21 protein-coding genes are annotated in these 24,895 nt (G+C 44.0%); 9 read left to right on the plus strand and 12 right to left on the minus strand.

What is annotated here, in order from left to right:
* Positions 1-135: 135 nt before the first annotated feature.
* The 5 genes from AB4114_RS07760 to AB4114_RS07780 form a co-directional block, all read right to left on the minus strand.
* A complete protein-coding gene (locus AB4114_RS07760; RefSeq protein ID WP_441987942.1) occupies positions 136-1,011 on the minus strand; it encodes a carbohydrate ABC transporter permease in 876 nt (291 codons plus the stop codon).
* 15 nt (positions 1,012-1,026) lie between these two features.
* On the minus strand, positions 1,027-1,956 hold the full coding sequence (locus tag AB4114_RS07765) for an ABC transporter permease (RefSeq protein WP_441987943.1): 930 nt from the start codon (positions 1,954-1,956) through the stop codon (positions 1,027-1,029).
* Between the two features lie 75 nt (positions 1,957-2,031).
* Positions 2,032-3,699: an extracellular solute-binding protein gene (locus AB4114_RS07770; protein WP_441987944.1), complete on the minus strand. Its 1,668-nt coding sequence runs from the start codon at positions 3,697-3,699 to the stop codon at positions 2,032-2,034.
* 348 nt (positions 3,700-4,047) lie between these two features.
* On the minus strand, positions 4,048-6,417 hold the full coding sequence (locus AB4114_RS07775; protein WP_441987945.1) for a helix-turn-helix domain-containing protein: 2,370 nt from the start codon (positions 6,415-6,417) through the stop codon (positions 4,048-4,050).
* 124 nt (positions 6,418-6,541) lie between these two features.
* Positions 6,542-7,807: an MFS transporter gene (locus AB4114_RS07780; protein ID WP_441987946.1), complete on the minus strand. Its 1,266-nt coding sequence runs from the start codon at positions 7,805-7,807 to the stop codon at positions 6,542-6,544.
* A gap of 157 nt (positions 7,808-7,964) precedes the next feature.
* Between AB4114_RS07780 and AB4114_RS07785 the strand changes: the two genes are divergently transcribed.
* From AB4114_RS07785 to AB4114_RS07795, 3 genes are all read left to right on the plus strand, one after another.
* Positions 7,965-8,198, plus strand: coding sequence for a cold-inducible protein YdjO-related protein (locus AB4114_RS07785; RefSeq protein ID WP_056616791.1), 234 nt, complete (start codon positions 7,965-7,967; stop codon positions 8,196-8,198).
* A gap of 145 nt (positions 8,199-8,343) precedes the next feature.
* Positions 8,344-8,787 (plus strand): DUF2663 family protein, encoded by a 444-nt coding sequence (locus tag AB4114_RS07790; RefSeq protein ID WP_441987947.1) that lies wholly within the window; start codon positions 8,344-8,346, stop codon positions 8,785-8,787.
* A gap of 30 nt (positions 8,788-8,817) precedes the next feature.
* Positions 8,818-9,426: a carbohydrate-binding family 9-like protein gene (locus AB4114_RS07795; protein WP_441987948.1), complete on the plus strand. Its 609-nt coding sequence runs from the start codon at positions 8,818-8,820 to the stop codon at positions 9,424-9,426.
* Positions 9,427-10,155: 729 nt separating this feature from the next.
* Here the strand turns inward: AB4114_RS07795 and AB4114_RS07800 are convergent.
* Positions 10,156-11,355, minus strand: a complete 1,200-nt coding sequence (locus AB4114_RS07800; protein ID WP_441987949.1) for an ornithine--oxo-acid transaminase — start codon at positions 11,353-11,355, stop codon at positions 10,156-10,158.
* A gap of 306 nt (positions 11,356-11,661) precedes the next feature.
* Between AB4114_RS07800 and AB4114_RS07805 the strand changes: the two genes are divergently transcribed.
* Positions 11,662-13,080, plus strand: coding sequence for an aspartate ammonia-lyase (locus AB4114_RS07805; RefSeq protein ID WP_441987950.1), 1,419 nt, complete (start codon positions 11,662-11,664; stop codon positions 13,078-13,080).
* 51 nt (positions 13,081-13,131) lie between these two features.
* Here the strand turns inward: AB4114_RS07805 and AB4114_RS07810 are convergent, their stop codons facing one another.
* From AB4114_RS07810 to AB4114_RS07825, 4 genes are all read right to left on the minus strand, one after another.
* Positions 13,132-13,509: a glyoxalase superfamily protein gene (locus AB4114_RS07810; protein ID WP_441987951.1), complete on the minus strand. Its 378-nt coding sequence runs from the start codon at positions 13,507-13,509 to the stop codon at positions 13,132-13,134.
* A 13-nt stretch (positions 13,510-13,522) separates the two neighbouring features.
* Positions 13,523-14,434 carry an arginase gene (rocF, locus tag AB4114_RS07815; RefSeq protein ID WP_441988145.1) on the minus strand — a complete coding sequence of 304 codons (912 nt, stop codon included), beginning with the start codon at positions 14,432-14,434 and terminating at the stop codon, positions 13,523-13,525.
* Positions 14,435-14,662: 228 nt separating this feature from the next.
* Entirely contained in the window at positions 14,663-16,408 is a 1,746-nt protein-coding gene (locus AB4114_RS07820; RefSeq protein ID WP_441987952.1) for a SulP family inorganic anion transporter, read from the minus strand.
* Positions 16,409-16,577: 169 nt separating this feature from the next.
* Positions 16,578-16,904 carry an ArsR/SmtB family transcription factor gene (locus AB4114_RS07825; protein WP_056616766.1) on the minus strand — a complete coding sequence of 109 codons (327 nt, stop codon included), beginning with the start codon at positions 16,902-16,904 and terminating at the stop codon, positions 16,578-16,580.
* Between the two features lie 182 nt (positions 16,905-17,086).
* On the opposite strand from AB4114_RS07825, the gene AB4114_RS07830 reads away from it, so the two are divergent.
* The 3 genes from AB4114_RS07830 (at position 17,087) to AB4114_RS07840 (ending at position 19,454) form a co-directional block, all read left to right on the plus strand.
* On the plus strand, positions 17,087-17,659 hold the full coding sequence (locus AB4114_RS07830; protein ID WP_441987953.1) for a hypothetical protein: 573 nt from the start codon (positions 17,087-17,089) through the stop codon (positions 17,657-17,659).
* A gap of 5 nt (positions 17,660-17,664) precedes the next feature.
* Positions 17,665-18,006 carry an Asp23/Gls24 family envelope stress response protein gene (locus AB4114_RS07835; RefSeq protein WP_441987954.1) on the plus strand — a complete coding sequence of 114 codons (342 nt, stop codon included), beginning with the start codon at positions 17,665-17,667 and terminating at the stop codon, positions 18,004-18,006.
* Positions 18,007-18,158: 152 nt separating this feature from the next.
* Positions 18,159-19,454: a hemolysin family protein gene (locus AB4114_RS07840; protein ID WP_441987955.1), complete on the plus strand. Its 1,296-nt coding sequence runs from the start codon at positions 18,159-18,161 to the stop codon at positions 19,452-19,454.
* Between the two features lie 54 nt (positions 19,455-19,508).
* Here AB4114_RS07840 and AB4114_RS07845 read toward each other — a convergent pair whose 3' ends face one another.
* Complete coding sequence (locus tag AB4114_RS07845; RefSeq protein ID WP_441987956.1) at positions 19,509-20,741, minus strand: aminopeptidase; 1,233 nt, start codon at positions 20,739-20,741, stop codon at positions 19,509-19,511.
* 283 nt (positions 20,742-21,024) lie between these two features.
* On the opposite strand from AB4114_RS07845, the gene AB4114_RS07850 reads away from it, so the two are divergent.
* Both AB4114_RS07850 and uxaC read left to right on the plus strand, forming a co-directional pair.
* Positions 21,025-21,957: a VanW family protein gene (locus AB4114_RS07850; RefSeq protein ID WP_441987957.1), complete on the plus strand. Its 933-nt coding sequence runs from the start codon at positions 21,025-21,027 to the stop codon at positions 21,955-21,957.
* 135 nt (positions 21,958-22,092) lie between these two features.
* Complete coding sequence (gene uxaC / locus AB4114_RS07855; protein ID WP_441987958.1) at positions 22,093-23,493, plus strand: glucuronate isomerase; 1,401 nt, start codon at positions 22,093-22,095, stop codon at positions 23,491-23,493.
* A 454-nt stretch (positions 23,494-23,947) separates the two neighbouring features.
* On the opposite strand, the gene AB4114_RS07860 is transcribed toward uxaC, so the two are convergent.
* A complete protein-coding gene (locus AB4114_RS07860; RefSeq protein WP_441987959.1) occupies positions 23,948-24,772 on the minus strand; it encodes a helix-turn-helix domain-containing protein in 825 nt (274 codons plus the stop codon).
* Positions 24,773-24,895: the final 123 nt, after the last annotated feature.

A 24,895-nucleotide genomic window follows, 5' to 3' on the forward strand; every position in this document is an offset into this window, starting at 1 on the left:
TTGTTTGCCATATAATGTATGTCCAGATTCCAAGGCAGACTCTGCGTCTGCCTAACCAAGTAAAATATTGAGCCTGTGCCTACGCTCAAAAAAAACGCCGTCCCTCCAGTACGGAGCGGACGACGTTTGTGGTAGTTACCCTTTGACAGCGCCAATCATGACGCCTTTCACGAAATATTTTTGAACGAAAGGATAGAGGATCAGGATTGGTACAGAGGCAACCATGATGGTGGCATACTTGATCGTTTCTCCGATCTGAAACTGATCAGCCTGATTCGCACCAGCGGACATCATCTCGGTGTTATTCGCGATCAAAATTTCCCTGAGCGTGAGCTGCAGTGGATACAGATCACGATCTTTGAGGAAGATGGAAGCGTAGAACCAGCCGTTCCACTTCTCAACCGCATAATACAAGATCATAACGGCGATTACGGGCATGGAGAGCGGGATAATGATTTTAAATAAGATGGTGAAATGATTGGCTCCGTCCATTTTGGCCGACTCTTCAAGGCTTTCTGGAACCGCCATAAAGGCTGTACGCATGATTATCAAGTTAAACGTGTTAACCGCGAAAGGTAGAATTGTCGCCCATAAGGAGTCGATTAAGCCAACGCCTTTCACAACGAGATACATTGGAATAAGTCCGCCGCTGAAAAACATCGTGAGAACAACAATGAACATAAATACGTTGTTCCACATCACATTTTTTCGAGAGAGTACATAGGCGCCTAAAGCTGTGACAATCAAGTTAGTGCAAACACCAAACACAAGGATAAACAACGTATTCCGGTATCCTCTTAGAATAGCAGGATTTTTAAACACACTGTTGTAAGCTTCTAAGCTAAAACCAAGCGGTCGATACAAGAAGCCTTTATGCGTAAGGAGTTGAGCGCCGTCGCTGATGGAAGAGAAGGCAACATAGATGAGCGGATATAAGGTTAACAAGACTAATACAAGTAAAAGAATATGGTTAATGGTGATGAATGCTCTGTCTGAAAAACTGATTTTCATCCTAGTTCCTCCTTCTTACCATAAGCTGTTTTCGCTGAATCGTTTACTTAGTTTATTGGCTGTAATGAGCAGCGCTAAATTGATGACGGAATTGAATAGACCAACCGAGGCAGAGAAGCTCCAACCAAATTCGAGCAAACCTTTCCGATACACGAAGGAGGAGATGACATCGGCTGTATCGTAGGTGCTTGGATTATAGAGCAGGATGATTTTCTCGAAGCCGACGTTTAATAAATTCCCCATACGAAGAATGAACATAATCGAAATGGTTGGGAGAATGCCTGGTAAGGTGATATGCCAAATCGACTTGAGTCGGGAGGCGCCATCCATTTTGGCCGCTTCGTACTGCTCCTGATCGATGCTCATTAGCGCAGCTAGATAAATGATTGACTCCCAGCCGATTTTTTGCCAAATTTCCGATAAGATATATATGGTTCGAAACAGCTCCGGCTTTTGCAGCATCGCTGTATCATTCACACCAAAATGAGTCAGAAACGTATTCACTAAGCCGCCATTGTTGGTAAAATCTTTAATCATTCCCGCGATGACGATCAGTGAGATAAAGTACGGCATATAAGTAACCGTTTGCACAAAGCGCTGAAACTTCTTGTTCGTCAATTCGTTGATCAAAATTGCCAGAATAATGGGGGCAGGGAATTCAAAACAAATGGAATAGGTAGAAATTAAGATCGTATTTTTGAGGATACGCCAGAAGTAGTAGCTGGTAAAGAAATCATGGAAGTTTTGAAATCCAATCCAGGGACTTCCTAGAATCCCTTTGATCGGGCTGTACTCTTTGAAAGCAATGATGGCTCCATACATCGGCGCATAATGGAAAGTAAAGTAGTAAGCCAGAACGGGAACCATCATCAAGTATAAATATTTATTTAAAAGAAAATCGCGTTTAAAGCGAACGGGAAAGCTAGCCTCCGCTGGTTTACGCATAATATCTCTCCTTTCGCCGCAGAAATTAAAGGCATGGAGGGAGGAGGTGTTACTCCCCGCCCCCCATGGAACACATTATCTTTTGTTGTAACGATCCAGGGAAGCTTTCTTAATTTCAATCGCGCGGCTTAATTTAACATTATTGAATTTCTCTACATACTTCTCGAAGCTGTCGACAGGCTCTGTTCCCAAAATGATTTTCAACGTCATCTCATCCACAAGTGTGTTAAGATCTGTCATGATTTTAGCAAGCTCTGTGCTTTCTTCTGGTGTAGCTGTGATAGGTGGCAATTTGTGCTTATCTACATTAGTTTTGGACCAGGTGGATACCGCATCACGTTGTGTTTGCATAGCCAAATATTGCTCAATGTAACGTTTGTCTTGAACAAATGGACCGTTGTAGTTACCGCGGATATACAGGGACAATGCTTGTGCAGGAGCCAGTTTATCCGGATTGTTCATTACTAAATCCGTGTACTTCGGATAGTTGTTTTCCATTTTGTAGGAAGTACCTTCAGTTCCGAAATTGAAATACATATGACCTGCTTCGGAGTAGCCATAGTCGAGCATCTTAGCTGCCAATTCGATATTTTTGGAGGAAGCTGTAATCGCAACAGATCCACCTGGCGCATTCGCAGGGTCTTTTTGACCGTAGAATGGAACGTCGCCTTTCTTGAGTACAGGATATGGAGCGCCAATGAGTACGCCTTTAGGGTCTTTTGCAGTAATGAGTGGCTGCCATTTGCCGATACCGCCGCCTGCATTTTGAACAGTTACACCAGTCGCACCAGAAGCGATGTTCGCATCCAAAGCTTTGCCGTCAGCTGTTGCAAAGTTTTTGTCAATTAAACCTTCTGCATACCATTTGTGAAAGGTTGCCAGATAGTCTTTGAAACCTTTTTCAGCTGGACCGAATTTAATAGCTCCATTATCATCAATATAGAAATCACGAACGACATTGAAAGCTTCAGCAAAGGCACCGTTGCCTGATTCTTGGAAAGGTCTAGGAACACTGACGACGGAGAAAGGTGCTGTTGCGCCTTTTTTCTCTTTGAATGCCTTGAGCGTTGTGTACCAATCGTCGATGGTTTCTGGAACAGGAAGTCCAAGCTCATCTAACCAATCTTTTCGAACAATTGGTCCTTGGAAGACACGCAGATAATCGTCGCCGCGAATGAAAGGGAACACATAGTAGCTGCCGTTATCTGTTTTGACTTGCTTATCCACTTCTGGATGCTCTTTCAGATATTTCTTCAAATTCGGGGCAAATTTATCGATCGTATCATTCAATTTTAAGATATATCCGTCTTTAATGGCTTTTTCAGGCCCACCTGGGAAATCTCCTTGCCAGTTATATTCGATCATATCCGGCAGATCACCAGTTGCTAACAAGACGTTAAGTGATTGTGTCGTTTGGTTCGTTGGCGGTGCAGTGAATTTTAAAGGTACACCCGTGACTTTTTGCCAATTCTGAAAGAAAGGAATGTCGGCATGCGTAGCTTTTACCCCAGTTACGTTACCTGGCAGTTCACCCCAATAGGTTAAGGTTTTGTCCGATTTGAGAGGATAAGTAACAGCTGCTCCACTTGGCGTTGTTGTCGTAGCCGTTGATGCACCGGGGGAAGCTGCTGGACTTGGACTGCTTGTGCTTGTTGATGAATTAGATGAACAGGCAACAACTAAGCTTCCCATTAAAGATGTGGTAATCAACATGGTGAACATCTTTTTACTGTTTCTTTTCATGAAATGACCTCCTAAATTTTTTTCGCCAGAAAAACTGGCTTCGAAAGGGGTGCTGAGTTTTTCGCCTGAAAATAAGGCTGGCTCGTGAGACTGACTAAAGAACTCGCCTCAAATGCTAGCTTTTGGAAGTCTAGCAACAAGGTGTCTGTGCTATCCTAATATATGACAACGCTTACAAAATAAATATCTTTAAAATCTCCAAATGCATATCGATAATTACTGAAATGCTCTACAAAATATCCAATTCCTTCGTGAAAATAGACAATTTGGGGTGATTTCTCTCATTTTTGAGGATGAAACAAGCCAATTAAAAGCAAAAGGGGCAGCTTGCAGCCACCCCTCAATGCCTTATTTTTCAAGCATTTCCTTATATTTTCCTGGTGTAATACCTTCTACTTTTTTGAATACACGGATAAAAGCGTTAATATCATTGAAGCCTACTCCGTAAGCTGCATCCCCAACGGATTGTTCATTCCCTTTGAGTAGCTGTTTAGACTTCTCAACCCTCACTTTATTAATCCGATCAAGCAATCCTTCGCCAACGTAGTCCTTGAAAAGCTTTGATAAATAAGTGGCTTTCCGATCAAAATGATTGCCGATCATCGTCACATTCAAATTGACATCGGTATAATTATGCTCAATGTACGAATTAACTTGCTCGACAAGCTGCTGCAGCGCTTTCTGTTTGGTCAGCGAGTTCGCATGCACGCGTTTGGCTGCTGTAAAAGCGCAGATTTGAGCGAACATGTCCCCTATCTGCAGTTCCATATCTTGCACGGTTTTGGTGTTCAGCAGACGATCAAGCTGCTTAGGATTGCGGATGAAGAAGCTTTCCTGGATGCCTCCGGTATCGTTAATGCTTTTCATGATCGTGGTGACAATACCTAGCATAAGACATTTGGTCAGGGAAACGGAAATGCCAGCGCCTTCGAAGTTTTTCTGGATAATCTCACTAAGTAATTGTCTTGCTTCTGTAAGTTCCCCGAATTTCAAAGCATTAAGCAGCTGCTGTTCGACCTGCATGGGATAATAATAGCCAGTAGGATTATCACAATGTGTAGGTGTATGGAGGTCATTGTAAGCAAGGATTTCGTGACCACCCATGACAAGTTTGTAAGTCATTGCGTCGAGCGCCTCCAAGAATGCTTGCGGCACAGATGCGATGTGCGGATAAATGCTACTGATCGCAATCGTCAGATGAATATCGTAAGTGGAAGCAAGGAACGTTTGCGCCTCATCTGCGATTCGAATTAATTCTTCTTTGGAGCTCTCGCCATAGTCCACCGACAAATTGACTAAACAGGCCAGCGTATCATCTATTTCGGCAGCATAGCCGCGGTGGCGTTGCGCTACTAATTCCTCCACCACATTGCTTACAATGAATCGAAGCAGTTTCCACTTCTCTTCATCTGATGTGTGCGTAATTCGTTCAAAAAAAGCCTCACTTTTATCGACAACGAATAGCATGACAGCAAATTCTTTACGGTCCAGCTTCATATCGAATGTAGTTAGCGCCTCGGCAATAGGTATTTTCCCATCAAGCTTGCCCCGCAATAACTTTTCTACGAAATGAGACCGAACGATATGTCGAGACTGCTCGACTTTGCTTTTGAAATCAGCCATCTCGATTAACGTACTGTCCAAGGCTTCTTGAATGAAGAGAAATTCATTGTACTTTTTACCGGAATCCGGAATTTGTTTCTTAGAAAACGCATGAACCAAACGACGAACAGGATTGTAATTTCTACGTAAGAAAAAGAAGGTTAAAATTCCGCCGCCCAGTAGACTGATCAGCATGCTTAAATAGGTCAAATTACGAACATGCGAGGCCTTTTGCCAATACGTTTGACTAGGCACGATGGAGATGTATTTTAGCTTGGAGCGCGGCGATTGAATAGTAAAGACTTCATATTCCTCACCATCATTGCTTTTAAAATAAAAGTTCTTCCCATTATCCAAGTCCCCATAAGGAAAATCGACAGGCATCGTACTGGAGGAGTTAGCAGCGAGAACTTGATTCTGTTCATTTAGTATGAGCACATGACCATTATTGAAGATCTCCATGTTCTGAATGGCGCCGAGAATACGCATTTGATCAACCATGATCACATTGGTGGCAGTAGGCTGATCGTGTTCCATTGGATATGTACTCACATAGGCGACTGTTTTCCGTAAGATATTATCGTCACCAATACGATACATAGGGATAAATCCTTTGAAATTGCTGCGCGTCATAATCGATTGCCAGGAAGTGAAGGGGAAATTATCGCTCATATGCAGGGTTTGGTAGGCAAAAGTGCTTGATCGAACAGTGGTTGGTAATATGACAGATTGATCTTTATTGAAATAAATATAAAAATTATCAATTAAGGGATAAGAGGTTTTGTAAATAGATAAGCTCTTTGCAATCTGATACATATCATAGGGTTTATCTTTGGGGAAGGTTTCATATTTGTTGGAATAGAGCATCTCTTGAATGTTCACATTCCATGTGATCTCAAAATTGAGCTGTTCCATGGCTTTGAATTGGTTGTCCATTACTTCCCGGACTTGCTTCAGCAAGGAGTCATTCGCTTGTTGAATTTCTTCCTTCAGTGTTCGGTTGGATTCCACATACAATAATAAGCCAACCACTACGGGGAGCAGCAGAATGACGATATAGGAGATTAACCACGTTAAGACGATGCTCTGTCCATTAAAAATGATTTTATTTCGCATAGGCAGGGCCTCCTGACATTGAGTCATTCGATTGAAGTTTTGTAAACAATGAATGCGCTCTCATTCTATTGTATTTCCTTTCCTCCGTCTACGTCAACGAGGGAAAGGAGCTTTTTTAGGTGGTTTATTCTAGGGTTTTAAAACGCTGCTTGCCAAAGAAAAAATAAAATAAAAATGAAATAACGGAGTATACAACGGCTGTGATGCAAAAGGCGTAGGCATATCCGAAATAACTGCCGTATCGGAAGACGAGGCCTGTACTAATCGGTGATGCGATAAACCAACCGAGGTTGAATACCGCTTCGCCAGAGCTTGAGGCTAGTCCGCGAAGCGAACGATGGACATAGCTCATTTTGATCGAATTATAAAAAGGATTGGCCGCATTCATTAGTGCTTGGCGGAATAGATAGCCACCGGACGATAAATAAAGGTTAGCTGAAAAAGCGGTGATGAGCAGAAAAGGAATCGAACTCAACTGCAGATAGACGACTGATTTCACTTCACCATAACGTTTGGCTATCATGGGCCCAATTAAGAAGGCTACGCCAGTAGCTGCTTGTCCTAAGGCAACGATGATACCAATTGCGGATTTCGATGCCTCAAAGCGATCTTCAAAATACACATTGAGATAGGGAACAATCATCCCCCCACCAAGTGAGGAGAGTAATCCAAGTAAACAGAAGATGGCGATGACTTGAATAGACGTTTTGTGCTCACGCCAAGTGGCTTTCCAGCTCAACGATTCACGTTGCGGTGTATTTTCTTCCTTCTCGAGATCACTTTTTTCAAAAAGAGACATAGGAATGACACCTAGTGCTGCGATGGCAACTCCAATGAGCAAGGTATACCGTAAGCTATGTATTTCATCAAAACCAATTAAGAATTGGAAGAAATCACAAAGCACGCCACCGATTGCAATGCCAATGACATTGGCCAGCATAACCAAAGCCATATTGAGGGAAAAGAGATGAACCCGCTGCTGAGGCGTTGAGTTATTGGCCATGAAAGGCAGAATCGTCGCGGAGACGACGGCTAACGCCATGCCACCTAAGAAAGCAGATATCAGCATACCTTCATGAAGCTGAATGAGTGATCGTGCGGTCAGTGCGGCAATTGTAAAAATGAGACCGAAAGAAATGACGCGCTTCGGACCGAAGCGATCGTTCATGATGCCCGCCGGGATGAGGATGATGGCTGCGGCCAATGCTGTCATCCCTACGATGCTGCCTACCATCGTTTGCTCGTAGCCCAAGCTTCTTACATAGAGGTTGTACACAAGCCCAAACATGCTAATGCCCAAATTCCAAACAAAATTAAACCAGAAAAATAGCTTAATATTTCGGCTATAGCCTTCGAGTTGAAGCTTCCATTCACGTAGCAAATTGATCATGCGATATTCCTGCCTTTGTATTTTGTGTCTAAATTGCAATCGCTTTGTCTATTCTACCACTGGTAAATACATTTGAACACGGGAAACACTTGATATTCGTTCCGATCTGTATAATAATAAGTAGTCTAATCTACGAAGCAGGGAGCACATAATTGAGATGTCTACAACAACGAGTATTGTAACGGAAGAGCAGAAACCAGAAGTTGAACAGATTGAGATTTGGAAATGTAAAGCAACAGAATGTAAAGCTTGGGTTCGTAAAGAATTCGTAACGGAAGCTTTACCAACTTGCCCGCTTTGTAAAACACAGATGGTACGCAGCTACAAGCATGTGCCGGTAGCAGCTAAAAAAGGAAATAAAAAGTTTCTTGTAGGAAAGAAACGGTTTTAATTGGAATTATTGCAAATTTTCCACTAAATAATAGGTCAAGATCAAGAGCATCTTCAGCGAGGCGTGAAGAGTGATGCTCTTGGTCTTTTTTTTATGGAAAGAATAGCCCTAGACAAGCATAGCATGGTAACGAGGGGGAGATGCTGTGATTGGGCCTACGATAAATGTGAGTGATGATACAGAAGTCATGTTGAAAGAGTTGCAGGACCGTAAGATGAAATGGGACAATATGAAAAAGAGGCAACCCATTCTATCGATCGCGACAGGGGTCATCTTATTAATCGCCATTTATATGTTATATCAGCAAGTCATCGTTCGTTCGAGCGGTAATGCTATCATGATATTGGATTTACTCATTTCGAATAAACTGTTATGCAGCTTGTTGCTCGTATGTATAACGCTGTTTCTGTATGCCTCTAACCGGTCGCGTGAGACGGAGAAAGCGAAGAGTAAATATGAAGATTTACGTATAGAAGCGATTGAACGTTTGGAGGCTTCCTGGTTGAAAGATGTGAAGTCAGAAGCAAGGGATCAAATTTCGAGCTTCCTTTCCAAGGAACATGATATTAATATAGTCTATAAGAATTGATTTGATAGAGTAGGGGAGCAAGGTATACAGATGAGATATATTTGTCGCTACACAGATGAAGTTAGTCGTATGAAATGGGAAGATGTACAAGTTGGTTACTTGCGTGACGTGGTGTCGGCGGATGCACCGAGACTGGAAACTCGCTTTCGCGCATGCTGGACTGCGGATAGTCTGCACATTCGATACGAATGTGAGGATGATCATGTGGTGTCGACGATGACACGGCGTGACGAGCATCTCTATGAGGAAGACGTCGTAGAGGTGTTCCTAGATCCATTCGGCGGCGGCACGACCTACTACGAGTTTGAAGTAAGCCCGGGTGGCGTCTTGTTTGATGCATTGATACATAATAGGCTGGATGGTAACAAGGATGTCGATACTTCGTGGATAGCGGAGGGATTTCAAGCAAACGTCATGAAAGGTACTGATGACGGTTGGCTTGTCTATGATGTGCGGATTCCATTCGCGGATTTAGATGAGGCAGGTGTGCCACATGCGGGAGCGGTCTGGCATTGGAATGTTTTCCGTATCGATGATGACCGCGATGGCGTTCGGCATTACTCAGCCTGGTCGCCTACAGGGCTCGTCAATTTCCATGTTCCTCAGCAATTTGGGGAGCTCGTGTTTGTGAAGGAATAGACTCCTGCACATTGAAAAGATACCCTTCGGAACGAATGGCTTCCCACTGTATAGCGCATTAGTCCGAAAATGCCGAATTAATCTCACTATTTGCATCCTTTCGATGGTAATAGTCCGAAATAGCCTGACTAAATCGCCCTAACCACCGCTCAGGCGGGGAAAAAGGGGGAATAAGTCGGTGAAATCGGACTATTGGTCTTTTGTAGCAAGGAATTCTCGATTTAGTTCGGAAATATCGGACTAAACAGATTTCTGTGAATACCAAATTCATCACTCACTATCCACCTACTTACCATCCCCCTCCAACAAGCTACTTTCTACCTACTGATCCAATTTCACACTCCAACAAGCTACTCTCTATATAGCAATTCCCTGCCACCTACTCCAACAAACTACTCTCTCCTAGTATTCCCTTGCCACCTACTCAAACAAGCTACTCTCTACCTGCAATTCCCTGCCACCTACTCCAACAAACTACTCCTTCCTAGTATTCCCCTGCCAACCACGCCAACTTGCCACTCTTTTCCTATCAATCCCGCGCAACCCCTCCAACAAGCTATTCTTTACCTATCCTCTAACTACACGTGTAAGTCGAAAAAATCGACTTAGAGGCCTCTCAAAGCCAAGCTGCGCTTGTGTAAGTCGAAAAAATCGACTTAGAGATGTCGCAAAACCAAGCTGCGCCTGTGTAAGTCGAAAAAATCGACTTACACGGCACACCAACGCAACTCACTCCACGCGCAACACTTCGTGTAGTTGCTGCCAAGCCCAATCCAGCTCATCCTTCGTGATGACCAGGGGAGGTGCCAAACGAATGATATGCTCGTGTGTTTCCTTGCACAGCAGGCCTTTATCCTTCAATGCTTCGCAGAATGGGCGGGCTGGGACGGTTAAATCGATCCCGATGAATAAGCCGCGGCCGCGAATCTCCTGAATGAGCGGATTCTTGATTTCCTGAAGCCGCTTCAGGAAATAAGCCCCAAGCGCATCGGAACGCTCCGCGAGCTGTTCCTGCTCCAACACTTCAAGTGCAGCAATCCCGACGGCGCAGCCGAGCGGGTTGCCGCCGAACGTCGAGCCGTGCGAGCCCGGCTCGAACACCTCAAGGACCTCACGATCTCCGGCCACAGCCGAGATCGGAAAAACACCGCCGCCAAGTGCTTTGCCCAGCACATACAGGTTCGGCGTGACGCCTTCCCAGTCGCTGGCAAAGCGGCGGCCCGTGCGGCCGAATCCCGTTTGGATTTCGTCCGCGACGAACAATACCTGATTCGCCTTGCAGAGCTCATAGCTTTCCCGCAGAAACCCTTCCTGCGGGATCACAATGCCAGCTTCGCCCTGAATGGGCTCCACGATAAATCCGGCGGTGTTCGGCCCAATCGCCTCCCGCAGCGCATCGACATCGCCGTATGGGATCATCCGGAAGCCTGGCGTGAAAGGCCCGAAGCCTCGTTTGTATTCCGGAGACGAGGAGAAGGAGGTGATGGTCACGGTACGACCGTGGAAATTACCCTCACAGACAATAATCTCCGCATGATTCTCCGGAATGCCTTTCACATCATAGCCCCACCGTCGGACGGCTTTGACAGCTGTTTCAACCGCTTCTGCGCCTGTATTCATAGGTAATATCAGTGGTTTACCCGTATATAGCGCCAATTTCTCATAGAACCGCCCAAGGATTTCGCTATGAAAAGCTCTAGAAGTCAAAGTAACCTTGCCTGCTTGTTCAATTAATGCGTTTATTATATGTGGATGACGATGTCCCTGATTCAGAGCGGAATACGCACTCAGCATGTCCATGTATCGTTGGCCTTCGGGATTTTCAACCCAAACGCCTTCGGCTTTGGAAATCACCAGCGGCAGCGGATTGTAATTACGTGCACCATATTTCTCTGTTTGTTCAATAATCTTCGAGCTTTGCGTTGGCATATAAGTTTTCCTCCTTATAACATATATCAAGGTTGTACTTCATTGTATTCATTATTAGCGTATGATGACTTCCTGAGTATATAATTGAGAAATAGGCGAGGATTTGCAATCTTAGCTACCCAGTGCATATCCTTCACTTTTAAGCTAAAAATAACCATGTTAGTGGACTTATTGCCTTTCAGGTTTGTTCTGATGTTTGGTTAGTTCTGATCTCTGTGTTGTTCAAATGTTCTATTGTTCTAGCTCGTTCTACGTTCAATCAAAGCTTTGGGAATGAAATATGAAGTGAAAAAGGATGGTAGTCGAATGACTTATCGCATCGAGAAAGACTTTTTAGGAGAAAAGCAGGTCCCCTCTCAAGCCTATTATGGCATTCAAACGATGAGAGCAATTGAAAATTTCCCGATTACAGGTGTTACCATTCATGGTGAGCTTATTACTGCGTTGGCGGAAGTGAAGCGGGCAGCGGCACAAGCGAATATGGATACACATATGCTGCCTAAGAAAATTGGTGAAGCCCTAGTTAAAGCTGCAGAAGAAGTAAGCAACGGACAGCTCTTGGGGGAATTTATCGTCGATTCCATTCAAGGCGGTGCTGGTACCTCCATCAATATGAATATGAACGAAGTGCTGGCCAATCGGTCCCTAGAGCTTTTAGGCGAGGAAAAAGGAAGTTACTTCCATTGTAACCCGAATAATCATGTGAACATGTCACAATCGACGAATGATGTGATTCCAACAGCGATCAAAATAGCAGCCTACCGCTTGTCGGAGCAATTAATAGAAGCATTAACTTCCTTACAAAGCGCTTTCGCACGGAAAGAAATTGAATTTGATGATGTGATCAAAATGGGGAGAACCCATCTCCAAGATGCCGTGCCGATCCGAATGGGTCAGGAGTTTGGGGCCTATGCACGTGTACTGTTGCGTGATATCCAACGAATCAAGCAAGCGATGCGCGGACTTCTGATCGTCAATATGGGAGCTACAGCCGTAGGAACAGGGCTTAATGCCAAGCCGGAGTACGTCGAGCGAGTTATGTTTCATTTGAAATCAGCAGTTGGTATTCCAGTTGAAATTTCGGAGCATTTAGTCGACGGCACACAGAATATGGATGCGTACACTGAGCTTTCTGCATCGCTTAAAGTATGTGCGGTGAACCTCTCGAAAATATGCAATGATATCCGCATGATGGCTTCAGGGCCTCGCGCAGGATTAGGGGAACTAAAGCTGCCACCAAGACAGCCAGGTTCGTCGATCATGCCGGGGAAAGTAAATCCGGTCATGCCGGAGGTCGTGAATCAAGTGGCTTTCCAGGTTATAGGCAACGATCATACGATTTGTTTAGCCTGTGAAGCAGGGCAGTTTGAGCTTAATGTGATGGGGCCAGTTCTTGCTTTTAATCTCTTGCAGTCCCTAAAAATATTACGCAATGCGGCAAGTGTATTCGAACGCTTCGCAATTGAAGGCTTGGAAGCGGATCGTGAACGGTGTAAGAATTATGTGGAGCAAAGCTTCGGTATCGTGACAGCCTTAAATCCTCATCTAGGCTACGAGGTTGCCGCACAGCTTGTGAAAGAGGCGGTACGTACAGGCCTCACATTGAAGGAACTCATCTTAGAACGAGGTCTTCTCACACAAGAGGAGATCGAAGAAATTCTGAATCCGATTCAAATGACTACTCCTGGTATCGCAGGTGACAGATTGCTTCGTCCAGCAGACTAGACGTAAATACCCCCGACTCCAAAAAAAGGAGCGGGGGTTATTTGTGCCTCATTATGCCGTTTTCTCATAAAACATAATCCGGTTTCCGAACGGATCAGTCACAGTCACTTCGCGGGTATGCCATGGTGTTTTTTCAATGCCTGGTCGGGAGAATTTGAATTTTTGTTCGAGTAAGCGAGTATGGAAAGCAGTAAGGTCTTCCATTTCTACACGTATTGCCGCTCCTGGACTGCAGTCACCGTAATGCTCCGTTAAATGAATAACAAGTGATCCTAAGGTAACTTCCATGTAGAGAGGTAAATCGGGCTCGAAACGGTGCTCAAAGCCTAGAGCGAAGCCTAAATAATCGATATAAAATTCCCTGGCTTTCGTTTCATCGAAAATGCGAAATATGGGAGTTACCCCGTTGATCGTTGGTATGAGATTCACCTCCTGCCCAAACTCATAAAATCTGCTCACCGAACAAGGAACTGATAAGGCTTACAGCCAACAGGGAGGTTTTGTTGCTGTCATCGAGCAGCGGATTCACTTCAACAAATTCGGCAGAAGTCACGATGCCAGCTTCATGCAGCATTTCCACAGCGAGATGAGCTTCGCGGAAATGAAGTCCTCCTTTGACTGCAGTCCCCGTTCCTGGTGCCTCGATGGGGTCCACGGAATCAACATCATAACTAAGATGAACGCCATCTGTTTTTATTTTAATATAATCAATGGCTTCTTGCATCACATGAGCCATACCTTTGCGATCAATATCGTACATGGTAAAACATTTGATACCTAGTGATCGAATCAGCTTTTTCTCACCTTCATCCAGAGACCGAGCCCCGATGAGTACGATATTCTCCGGCTTCACCTTGGGGTTAGTCCCATGTATACCTGTTAATAATGGATGCCCGATACCCAAGCTGACGGCAAGGGACATGCCATGGATATTACCAGATGGGCTTGTGTCCGGTGAATTTAGGTCGGAGTGGGCATCAATCCAGATGACCCCTAGATTCGAATAATGAGCGGATAATCCTGCAATTGTGCCAATCGCTATGCTATGATCGCCACCAATAATGAGTGGGAAATGACCTTGGCTGACAACCTGAGATACCTGCTCGGCAAGCTGAGTATTTATCGCTATAACCTCTGCGAAGTAATTAAGATTGGTTGAACCCACTTGCGCATCTAAGTGAGTTGCTGTGTCATTCACAAGACGAAGATCAGCAACATGATCTACTGTATAGGTTAATTGCTGTAGCTCTTGAAGTAGCCCGGCTTCAAAAATAGCTTTAGGTCCATGGCTTGCGCCTCGGCGACCTGCTCCAAGATCAAAGTTGACACTGATTGCCGCGATGTTCGGTTTGATACTCATCGGATCAACTCCTTTTGATTGGCTGACTAGACGATAAATTCTCGGGCCCATGCTCCTTTGACTAACATTCCCAATCTACATGTAACCATCCTTCTTTACTATATGAAGCTATATTTTCTTTGTTCGCTCGTGATTTCCTTTTTGTGTGAGGTAATAAAAAACAAAACAAGCCGGGACACATTAAATAGCGCCCAGCTTGTTTTTAATTGTGTAGCCACTTCGTCAATCGAATGGCGTTCGAACGTTAATCACTCGCGGGTCAGACAGATGTTTGCATTCGCGGAAGGCAAAGTGCTTGCACCCCAGACATTGCGCGTGGTTCAGTTTCGTTAAGGCGAAGTTAAGAGCATCCCCTGTCTTATCGTAAAGGTTCTCCTGCCCAATCCAGTCGTCCAATCTTGTTTTTCGCAACATGCGGCGTGGTTGGATTTGAACTTCAGAAATGATTACGGTGCAACCGTGATGGTCAAAGTGTCTGATAATACGTGATAAATGGGCTGTTCCTGTTGTGTCCATATAGGGGACATTCCCCATTTTCAGCAGTAATACTTTGGGGTTGGTATGGATTTCTGCCATAATGGATTGCTCAAACGCGCTGGCAACCCCAAAGAATAAAGCGCCTTCCACGGTGTAGATACTAATTTGAGGACAATTATGCTGCTCAGTAACAATATGTGCGGTTACGTGTTCATGCTTATCAGAAGGGTTAGGCAAAACCTTGGCAGTACGGAGTAAGTCGCTCATATGTTTCACAAAAATGATGCCAGACAGAAGCAATCCAACTTCGACTGCGGTTGTCAGATCGGTAAACACAGTAAGAAGAAAGGTAATAAGTAAAACGACGGACTCCGCAGTTTTAGTTTTTAAGACGTGAGCGAACTCTTTGCGTTCACTCATATTCCAAGCAACGACCATTAAGATCGGCGCCATACTTGCAAGCGGAATGCTTGAAGCATAGGGAGCGAATATGAGCAAAACCAGCAGCACCACAATGCCGTGGAAGATGCCGGAGAAAGGAGATTCCGCACCGCTCTTTATATTGGTTGCTGTTCGGGCAATAGCCCCGGTTGCAGGGATGCCGCCAAACAACGGCGTTATCATATTGGCGATACCTTGACCAATCAATTCCCGGTTGCTGTTATGCCTTGTTCTTGACATCCCGTCAGCAACGACAGCAGAGAGCAAGGATTCGATGCCGCCTAACATCGCGATGACAAGAGCAGGTTTTATTAGAAATTGCATACGTTCCATACTGAGTTCAGGGAAGTGAATACTTGGCAAGCTATTCGGAATTGCGCCGTAAGTTGACCCGATGGTTGCAACCTTGTCAGGATAGAAGAGGGATGCGATAACCGCTGAAATCAACAATCCCACTAAGGAGCCAGGTATTTTAGACGACACACGTGGTGTGAGAAGAATAAGCACCAGACAAATCACAGCAGTTAGGACGCTGTACATATTGATTGTTGAAATGTGAATGATTAATTCCTTCATATTGAAAAGAAATTCTTGGTGTTTTTGCAGATCATGCAAGCCAAGAAAATTGGCGATTTGTCCAGTGAAGATGGTAACGGCAATTCCTGTGGTAAAGCCGATCGTGACAGGACGTGGAATAAATTTGATGACCCCGCCTAATTTGAAAATCCCCATGAATAGCAAAATAACGCCCGCCATAAAACCTGCGATAAGCAAGTTTTCGTACCCATATTGCATGACGATCGCGAAGAGGATGGGGATAAATGCGCCTGTAGGACCGCCAATTTGAAACTTGGAACCACCGAATAATGAAATGAGGATGCCCGCTACAAAAGTCGTGTATAACCCGTATTCAGGCTTTACGCCTGAAGCAATTGCAAACGCCATTCCTAATGGGATGGCGACAATTCCGACAATCAGACCTGAAACCAAGTCTTTTTGAAATTTTTTTCGATTGTAGCCTTGGAATCTGCCTCTAAAAGAAAGTTTCATATCGAATCCCACCAATTTAAATATTTGATTATTTGAATATATATAAAATCATATATCTAAAACAAAGGGGTGTCAATTTGATATTTCTGCTAGGAAATCACCATAAAAAAAAGGATATAAATCGAGAACAATGGACCCGATTCACTCCTTATTGTGAAAATAGAAGTACTTATTGATTCTTTATGTTTTCTAACATGGAAATCGCATTCACAAGGTGGTTATCAAATATTTGCTTGGCAACAATAAGTAGGTCTTTAATTAAAGGATCTGTCAGGGAGTAGATCACAGAGGTTCCGTCTTTGATCCCACGGACAACGTTTTTATTTCTTAATACGGCTAACTGTTGTGATACGGCAGAACCTTCACTGCCCAATATCGTTTGTATCTCATTTACGTTTTTATCGCCATCCACTAAAACTTCAAGGATTCTTATACGCAAAGGGTGTGCTAATGCCTTGAAAAAATCGGCTTTAAAATGCTGTATTTCTTGATACATACCGTTCTCCTCTACTATCAATATTCGAACATTTGAATATATAGAATATCATAACATAAACCGGAATGTATGGAAGCAAGTTTTAAAATCCTTTGCGTTATTGAATACTTTTCAGTTATAGTATAAGTGTAATATTCAAAAAATCAAATATATTGTTATTTGAAAATAAGGAACTGGTATGCGTGTTAATTGGTGATGAATTCTATATTGCTTCAAGAAAGTATCTGATCGACTATGGCATGAGACAGTTGAATGGTTTAGGGGCAGATCATATTTGTAAGGTGTGTATTCAAAATGGTGGTTCTTGTTGCCGCGCTTGTTCTTACTTAGTAGACGGTGTGGGCTGTCTGAATAGAAATACTAGTTGCACATCTTGGTTATGCGGCTACCTTAAATTATTATTTTACAAAGCGGGACTAATAAAAGAGTGGAATACCTTTTGGAAGGAAGTTCCTGGCATCGATTTTCGGAAGGATTATACCCCTCCAATGGTGAAAATGACAAAACATCTTGAAGTGAAACACATGAGAGAGCTTGGCGAAGCACTGGCGAATGACATTAAAATGAAGATAAGTAAAGAGAAGGATAATATTGATTTCATCGTATTGGCGGGTGAATTAGATGAGCTAATTGATGAGATTGGTTTTGCTTGTACTTCGGATATTGCTAATCAATTAATAAAGAGGCTTAATTACTTAATTAAAGACTTTCATGCGTTTAAACAAATTCTCAAAAGCATCGATAATAGGAGGTGATCCTTGTGTCTGTGAAATCGCCATCTGGTGTCATACGTATATCAGACGATGTTATTTCTATCATAGCTGTGTTCGCTGCTCTACATACACCCGGTATTGATTCCATGTCGGGTGGCCTCTCCGAGGAGCTTACGAAGCGCTTGAGTGGTAAAAATGCCAAAAAAGGCGTAGTAGTCGAGGTCATGGAGTCGGATGTCGTCATCCATTTACGTGTCATCGTCAATTACGGCATGATGATTCATAACGTATGTCATGAGCTTCAAGAAAACGTTAGGGCAGATGTGGAGAATTTGACAGGGCTTCGCGTTCTGGAAGTAAACGTAAGGGTAGAGAACCTGGCAGTATAGAAAGTAGAAATGAATAGGCTCGGATCGTAGTTGAATAACTACAATCCGAGCCTTATTACATTTCCATGATTGATGGGGGTTGCTAACATTGATAAGTTTGGTCAAGAGAGATAAACTTATGGATGTAAACTAATATCTGAAAGAAGGTTACCATGCTAATCAATTTGGTTTTAATCTTATTACTGATTGTACTTACTGCTTTTTTTGTTGCGACAGAATTTGCCGTTATTCGGATTCGTCCAAGCCGTGTAGATCAAATGGTATTGGAAGGTAAGAAAAATGCACTAGCTGTTCAAACCGTTACTTCGAATTTGGATGGCTACTTATCCGCATGTCAACTCGGCATCACGATTACCGCGCTAGGCCTCGGTTGGTTAGGTGAGCCAACGGTCGAGAAGATCCTCGGTCCTTTGTTCCATGGGCTTGGTGTAGGGGAAACACTGTCGCACATCCTTTCTTTTGGTATCGCCTTTTTATCCATTACTTATATTCATGTTGTACTTGGTGAACTAGCTCCCAAAACGTTAGCGATTCAAAAAGCTGAAGCAATTTCAATTCTTACAGCTCCGTTTATTATTTTCTTTTATAAAATTATGTACCCATTCATTTGGATTTTAAATGGCTCAGCGACTCAACTCGTCAAGCTATTTGGCGTTAAGCCAGCAAGCGAACACGAAGAAGCTCATTCCGAAGAAGAAATACGCATTATTTTATCAGACAGCCTTGAGAGTGGAAAAATAAATAAGACAGAATACGGATATGTGAATCGCATCTTCTCATTCGATGAATTGTTGGCGCGTGAAATCATGGTCCCACGTACGGATATGATCTGTCTCTATGCGGATAAATCACTTGAAGAGAACATGAATATTATTATCAAAGAACAGTACACACGTTTTCCCGTAGCCAAAGAGAGCAAAGATCATATTATTGGATTCGTCAATACGAAGCAATTTTTCTTAAGTTACATCTCGAATCCCGATTTTAATTTCAAAGGTTTACTTCAACCGATTATGACGATTCCTGAAGGAATGCCTGTGAAGTCTCTGCTCAAAAAGATGCAGCGTGAAAATGTACATATCGCTTTGCTAATGGATGAGTACGGCGGAACGTCCGGATTGATTACGATCGAAGATATTCTGGAGGAAATTGTCGGTGAAATTCGTGATGAATTTGATAAAGATGAACTGAAAGAAATTGACAAGTTAGCCGAAGGACACTATGTCGTCGAAGGTAACGCCTTGATCATCGAGTTAAACGCTAGATTGGGACTTGACATTCAGGACGAGAATGTGGATTCTATCGGTGGCTGGTTATATAGTAAGCAGTCGGAATTGAAAATCGGTGAACTCTGGCAGCATCAGGATTGGACTTTCATTGTGCGTGCTAGAGACACGAATCGAATTCGTCAAATTGAGCTTATTAAAAATCAAATCATACATAAGTAGAAAAAGAGGGATCCCTCGCCACTTACATGGCTTTCAGGGATACCCTCTTTCTATTTAAAACGCCCAATTCCCCTTACGGAAGATCGGTTCTAACGTGCCATCCGCGTGTTCACCGTCAATATCCATCTCGGCAGAGCCGATCATAAAGTCGACGTGAATGAGGCTGTCGTTCAGTCCTGCTTGCAGCTGTTCTTCTTTGCTCATCTTTGTGCCGCCTTCAATACAAGTCGGGAAGGCACGACCGAGGGCCAGATGATTTGAAGCATTTTCATCATAGAGCGTACTGAAGAAGATTAAATTCGTGTTCGAAATGGGAGAGACATGCGGCACGAGTGCGATTTCGCCCAAGTAGTGCGCGCCTTCATCCATCTCAATCATCGCTTGCAATGATTCAAAGCCATGTTCCGCTGTGTAATGTGTGACGCGGCCGTGCTCGAAGGTGATCGAGAAATTGTCGATCAAGCTGCCTTGGTAGCTAAGCGGCTTCGTACTTCGAACCGTTCCATACGTTCCTAGGCGATTCGGGGAAATGAACACTTCCTCTGTCGGGATGTTCGGGTTGAAATCGTAGCCGCCTGTTTCGTTCGTCGCGGAACCGCCTCGCCAAATGTGCTGAGGTGGAAGTCCCACCGTAAGCTCCGTTCCAGGAGCGCGGTAATGGATTTTATGAAATTGTTTCTCATTCAATTGTTCCCGTTTGCTACGAAGAGTCGCGTTGTGATCCTGCCATGTTTGTACAGGATTTTCTTGATCTACGCGGGTAGCTTCGAAGATCGCATCCCATAAAGCAGTGACAGCAGCCTGATCTTCGAGATCAGGGAATACCTTTTGTGCCCAGGCCCGGGAAGGGGCAGCGATGATAGACCAAGTCATTTTGTAAGAGGACATGTATTCGCGCCATTTGACCAGCAGGGGACCTGCCGCCTTCGCATTCGCTGAGATTCGAGCAGGATCCACATCCTTCAGCAGCTCGGGGTTGTCCGCGTCAATCCATAAGTAGGCGCCATTGCTTTCAGCTAACTCGGTTAGTGCTTGCGCACGCCAAGCTGGGTACTCATTGAATGATTCGTCGGGCGCGTGTGTATAGCGAATTTGGGTGCAGATTTCATCCTGCCATTCAATATGTACATGCTTAGCGCCAACTTCGTACGCTTTACGAGTGATGAGTCTTACGAATTCGGGGTGCCCAATTGGCGCATTAATCCAAAGCGATTGACCAGCTTGAATGTTGAGTGCTACTCGAACAGTCAGCTCCGCATATTTCTCAAGATTGTGTTCAAACGTCATTAGAAAAATCCTCCTTTTTCCACATTAGAAAGTTTAAGTTTTCGGCTCCCGAAAACGTCTTTCTAATTGGCGATAATACTTACCTCTAAACGCGGTCGCTCATCTTTGAATGGCCTCGATAGAGGTTTTCTCACTTCGTCTTGTTTGAAGTTTATCGCTCTGCTCGCCGACTGTCAAATAAATTTTACCGTCTGTTGAATTCCATTTTCAAAATGTATCTGAGTTGTCATTGCATGGAATTTTGACATTTGTTTACACTATGGGCAGGAGGTGAATTGCGTTCATGCGCTATGAATGGCTATTGGGCTTGTTGCTGCTTGCCCAGCCCAAAGAATTGCCTTTTCAACTATCGGATAACTCGAATGGTGAAAAGATGGCTCAGATTAGGCGAGAGTCTATTGCGACCGACCTCTTGGATATTCCACTGGTAGATACACAGAAATTAAACCGGCTTGCTGAACAAATTGACAAATCGATTTACCGAAAGCCGATTAACGCTACAATTAGTGACAGTGGGGGCATCGTGAAAGAGAGTGCAGGCGTTCGGTTGAATCGAAGTGCTTTTATCAATCAATTCTATGGGCAATTTTATGCAGAAGGTCCCATGAATGTGGCGTTACCGCTGCAATCCCTGTATCCCAAAGTGGATAGTGAACTGCTTGCCAGCATTCGAGTCCGTCCAATAGGCTATTATGTTACCTATTTTAATTCCCGCAATAATCACCGTGTAACGAATCTCAAACTAGCTACACAGGCGATCAACAATTATGTTGTGCAGCCGAATGAGACGTTTTCTTTCAATCGCGTTGTAGGCGTTCGAACACCGAGCAGGGGGTATATGTCGGCAAAGGTGATTGTAAGGGGTGAATTCTCCGAGGGAATCGGCGGCGGTATTTGTCAAATATCCTCAACGTTATTTAATGCGGTTGACCGTGCAGGACTCACGATTATTGAAAGGTACTCCCACAGTCGTTCGGTGCCTTATGTGCCACATGGCAGAGATGCTACCGTGAATTGGGGCGGGCCTGATTTTAGTTTTAGAAACGACTATAATCAGCCAATCTTAATTCGCGCGCATGTATTGCCTGGTTCTGTCCACATCAGCATTTCTTCTTCGGATGGGATTAATGTGAAATCCCGTCATGTTCCTGGTGCTACAGAAGCGATACCAGAAGAAATTGAAACAAATTCAAATGTAAGAAATACACTCCCTTAGCCGCTATGAACCCTTCTAGAGGTCAAGATATGCATATTTTATGAAATAAAAGCACGAAATCGCAAGATTTCTGAGCTGATCTTTTGCTAATATAGATAGCAGATCATTCAGCTTGAGAAGGGTGGAAATCGCTTTATGAAAACGTTTTTAGACGAAAATTTCTTACTTAACAATGAAACTGCCGTACATCTTTTTCATGAATATGCCAAAGAACTGCCGATTATTGACTATCACTGCCACTTAAGTCCGAAGGAAATTTATGAAAATAAACAATTTAACAACATAACCGAAGCTTGGTTATACGGTGACCACTACAAATGGCGGATGATGCGTGCTAACGGTATCGATGAGTCCAAGATTACTGGTGAAGCTAGTGATTATGATCGCTTTGTAGCATGGGCTTCCACGCTTCCTATGGCGATCGGCAATCCGTTGTACCACTGGTCCCACATGGAGCTTCAAACCTATTTCGGTGTGTACGATATCATTAATGAGCAGAATGCACCAGCAATTTGGGAAAAAGTGAATGCGAAGCTGGCTGAGGGTGGATCCCGCGCTAGAGACCTAATCACAAACTCCAAAGTAACGGTCATTTGTACGACAGACGATCCTGTGGATTCCTTGGAATACCACATCAAAATTAAAGAGATTGAAGGATTCGATACGCAAGTATTGCCTTCCTACCGTCCCGATAAGGCGTTGGAAATCAACCGTGCTACATTCCTTCCATGGATTGCTCAACTTGAAAAAGCGGTAGGAACGCCGATCCGCACGTATGATGATTTATTGGCTGGTTTAGAAAGCCGTGCTGTCTTCTTTGACTCTGTCGGCTGTAAAGTGTCTGACCATGCGTTGGATTATGTGCCTTTTGCAACAGCGACCAAAGAAGAAGTTGACGCGATCTTCGCGGCAGTACTTGCTGGTCAAGCGGTAAGTCTGGAAGACGAGAAGAAGTACAAAGCCTTCACGCTGATCTTCCTTGGCGGCATCTACAAGAAATTGGATTGGGCGATGCAGTATCATATCAACGCTTCCCGTAACAACAATGGACAGGCTTTCGCTAAGCTAGGTCCTGATACAGGATTCGACTCCATTGGTGATAGCCCTGTTGCGGGAGCATTAACGGGACTATTGTCCGCACTAGCTGTAGCGGATTCCTTGCCGCGTACCATTCTCTATTCCTTGAACGCACGGGATAACGAGATTCTTGCTTCCTTGATGGGCAGCTTCCAAGGCGATGGTATCGCTGGCAAAATCCAATTGGGCGCCGCATGGTGGTTCAATGATACGCGCGACGGCATGATCTCCCAAATGAAATCCCTCGGCAACTTCGGTTTACTAGGACGTTTCGTTGGGATGCTAACGGATTCCCGCAGCTTCTTGTCCTACACGCGTCATGACTACTTCCGTCGCATTCTATGCAACATGATCGGTGAGTGGGTTGAAGCGGGCGAGTTCCCGAACGACGAGCAGCTGTTGAAACAGTTGGTTCAAGGTATTTCCTACAATAATGCTAAGCAATATTTCAGTTTCTAAATGACAACCCTTTGTGTGAGCGTGAGCTTGCACGAAGGGTTTTTGTTTTATGGAGGTTTCGCGGCGGGCAGTTGGTGGAGGCAGGCTTAGTTCGGTGAGAGAGTTAGTGGAGTTTAGCGTGAGGATGGGTGGGCTGGAAGCGAGAAATAGGCCAGAGCGAGGCTTCATGCCCGAATCTGCGCTCCACGGTGCGAATAAATGGATTTTCAACAGCTAATTTCACCTCAATTTCGCGAAAACTTCGATTAGATGGATTTCATGTAGTTAATTTAGCGAGTTTAGCCAAAATGACCTAATTTCCTAGAATTTAACTACATGTTTTCCATTTAAATCCTAAAATCGTGATAATTCCTCCGAAATAGATGTACATTTTCCAGCTAATTTCAAATTCCTGGTAACGGATTGAAAAGCGAAACTTCCCCTTCACAACAATGAAGAAGTGAAATGGAAGTCCTCACAGACTCAGATGCATCATCTTCCGGCATTCCAATGGGGTCTGCGACGTAACCTGCTTGAATACACGTCCAAAGTGAGCGACGCTGTCAAAGCCTGCTTGCTCGGCAATGTGGATCACTTTGAGTTTCGTTTCCCTTAATAAGCGTTGCGCCTCACGAATACGCAGGTTGTTCAAATACTCGACGAACGAGAAGCCAATTGTATCCTTGAAGGAGCGGCAAAAGTAACTCGGACTAATATGGAACTTTTCAGAGATGAGTGCCAGTGTCAGTCGTTCATTGAAGTGTTCATTGATATAGGTGACGATTTCGAAAATCTTCGGGTTATAAGCCTGGGGATGCTCAACTAACGTCCCGGGCTGGTCCATGAGTCGCGAGCAGAATATGAGCAACTGTGTAAGTAAGGCTTTGCTATTCAGCTCCCAACCGAGTTGCTCTTGCTGTTTTTCTCGCAATAAACTGAAGAGCAAATTCTCAACGAGTGTGCGATTTGCGCCGGAAAGGGAGACGATATAATGCTTTGGACGAAAAGGAGATAGCGCAATCGCATAAGTTTCATCATCTTTCATAGCGAGCCAGCGTTCTTCGAAATTGATTAAGATGCGCTCGTGCGGACGATCATTGGCATCAAGCGTTTTGTGGAGTGTATGTTTATCTATAAATACTAGATCACCCTCTTGCATGGCATAGACGCGGTCTTGAATGAAATAATTGCGTTTACCGCTGAGTAAATAATAAATTTCGTAATGGTCATGGAAATGATTCACTAGCATTGTGTAGGGCTGCTCTCTGCGAATTCTTTCAATCTCGTAATGAAACAACATAGACACCTCTCTAAGTTAGGTTGTGCCTCTCTATTTTACAGCAATATATGCAAGGAAATAAAGGCATCGGGTAATATTTGAATAGAAACACAACAAATATTGTATTAATCTTGCTATAAGAGA

The organism is Paenibacillus sp. 2RAB27, assembly GCF_052115445.1.
Classification (GTDB): Bacteria; Bacillota; Bacilli; order Paenibacillales; family NBRC-103111; genus Paenibacillus_E.

What these genes read in the sequence shown, in the direction of transcription:
- AB4114_RS07795 (WP_441987948.1), top strand. Translation starts at nt 8,818, where the DNA reads ATGAGATATATTTGTCGCTACACAGATGAAGTTAGTCGTATGAAATGG.
- AB4114_RS07765 (WP_441987943.1), bottom strand. Translation starts at nt 1,956, where the DNA reads ATGCGTAAACCAGCGGAGGCTAGCTTTCCCGTTCGCTTTAAACGCGAT.
- AB4114_RS07760 (WP_441987942.1), bottom strand. Translation starts at nt 1,011, where the DNA reads ATGAAAATCAGTTTTTCAGACAGAGCATTCATCACCATTAACCATATT.
- AB4114_RS07805 (WP_441987950.1), top strand. Translation starts at nt 11,662, where the DNA reads ATGACTTATCGCATCGAGAAAGACTTTTTAGGAGAAAAGCAGGTCCCC.
- AB4114_RS07860 (WP_441987959.1), bottom strand. Translation starts at nt 24,772, where the DNA reads ATGTTGTTTCATTACGAGATTGAAAGAATTCGCAGAGAGCAGCCCTAC.
- AB4114_RS07840 (WP_441987955.1), top strand. Translation starts at nt 18,159, where the DNA reads ATGCTAATCAATTTGGTTTTAATCTTATTACTGATTGTACTTACTGCT.
- AB4114_RS07780 (WP_441987946.1), bottom strand. Translation starts at nt 7,807, where the DNA reads ATGATCAATTTGCTACGTGAATGGAAGCTTCAACTCGAAGGCTATAGC.
- AB4114_RS07825 (WP_056616766.1), bottom strand. Translation starts at nt 16,904, where the DNA reads ATGTATCAAGAAATACAGCATTTTAAAGCCGATTTTTTCAAGGCATTA.
- uxaC (WP_441987958.1), top strand. Translation starts at nt 22,093, where the DNA reads ATGAAAACGTTTTTAGACGAAAATTTCTTACTTAACAATGAAACTGCC.
- AB4114_RS07845 (WP_441987956.1), bottom strand. Translation starts at nt 20,741, where the DNA reads ATGACGTTTGAACACAATCTTGAGAAATATGCGGAGCTGACTGTTCGA.
- AB4114_RS07785 (WP_056616791.1), top strand. Translation starts at nt 7,965, where the DNA reads ATGTCTACAACAACGAGTATTGTAACGGAAGAGCAGAAACCAGAAGTT.
- AB4114_RS07800 (WP_441987949.1), bottom strand. Translation starts at nt 11,355, where the DNA reads ATGCCAACGCAAAGCTCGAAGATTATTGAACAAACAGAGAAATATGGT.
- AB4114_RS07775 (WP_441987945.1), bottom strand. Translation starts at nt 6,417, where the DNA reads ATGCGAAATAAAATCATTTTTAATGGACAGAGCATCGTCTTAACGTGG.
- AB4114_RS07770 (WP_441987944.1), bottom strand. Translation starts at nt 3,699, where the DNA reads ATGAAAAGAAACAGTAAAAAGATGTTCACCATGTTGATTACCACATCT.
- AB4114_RS07850 (WP_441987957.1), top strand. Translation starts at nt 21,025, where the DNA reads ATGCGCTATGAATGGCTATTGGGCTTGTTGCTGCTTGCCCAGCCCAAA.
- AB4114_RS07820 (WP_441987952.1), bottom strand. Translation starts at nt 16,408, where the DNA reads ATGAAACTTTCTTTTAGAGGCAGATTCCAAGGCTACAATCGAAAAAAA.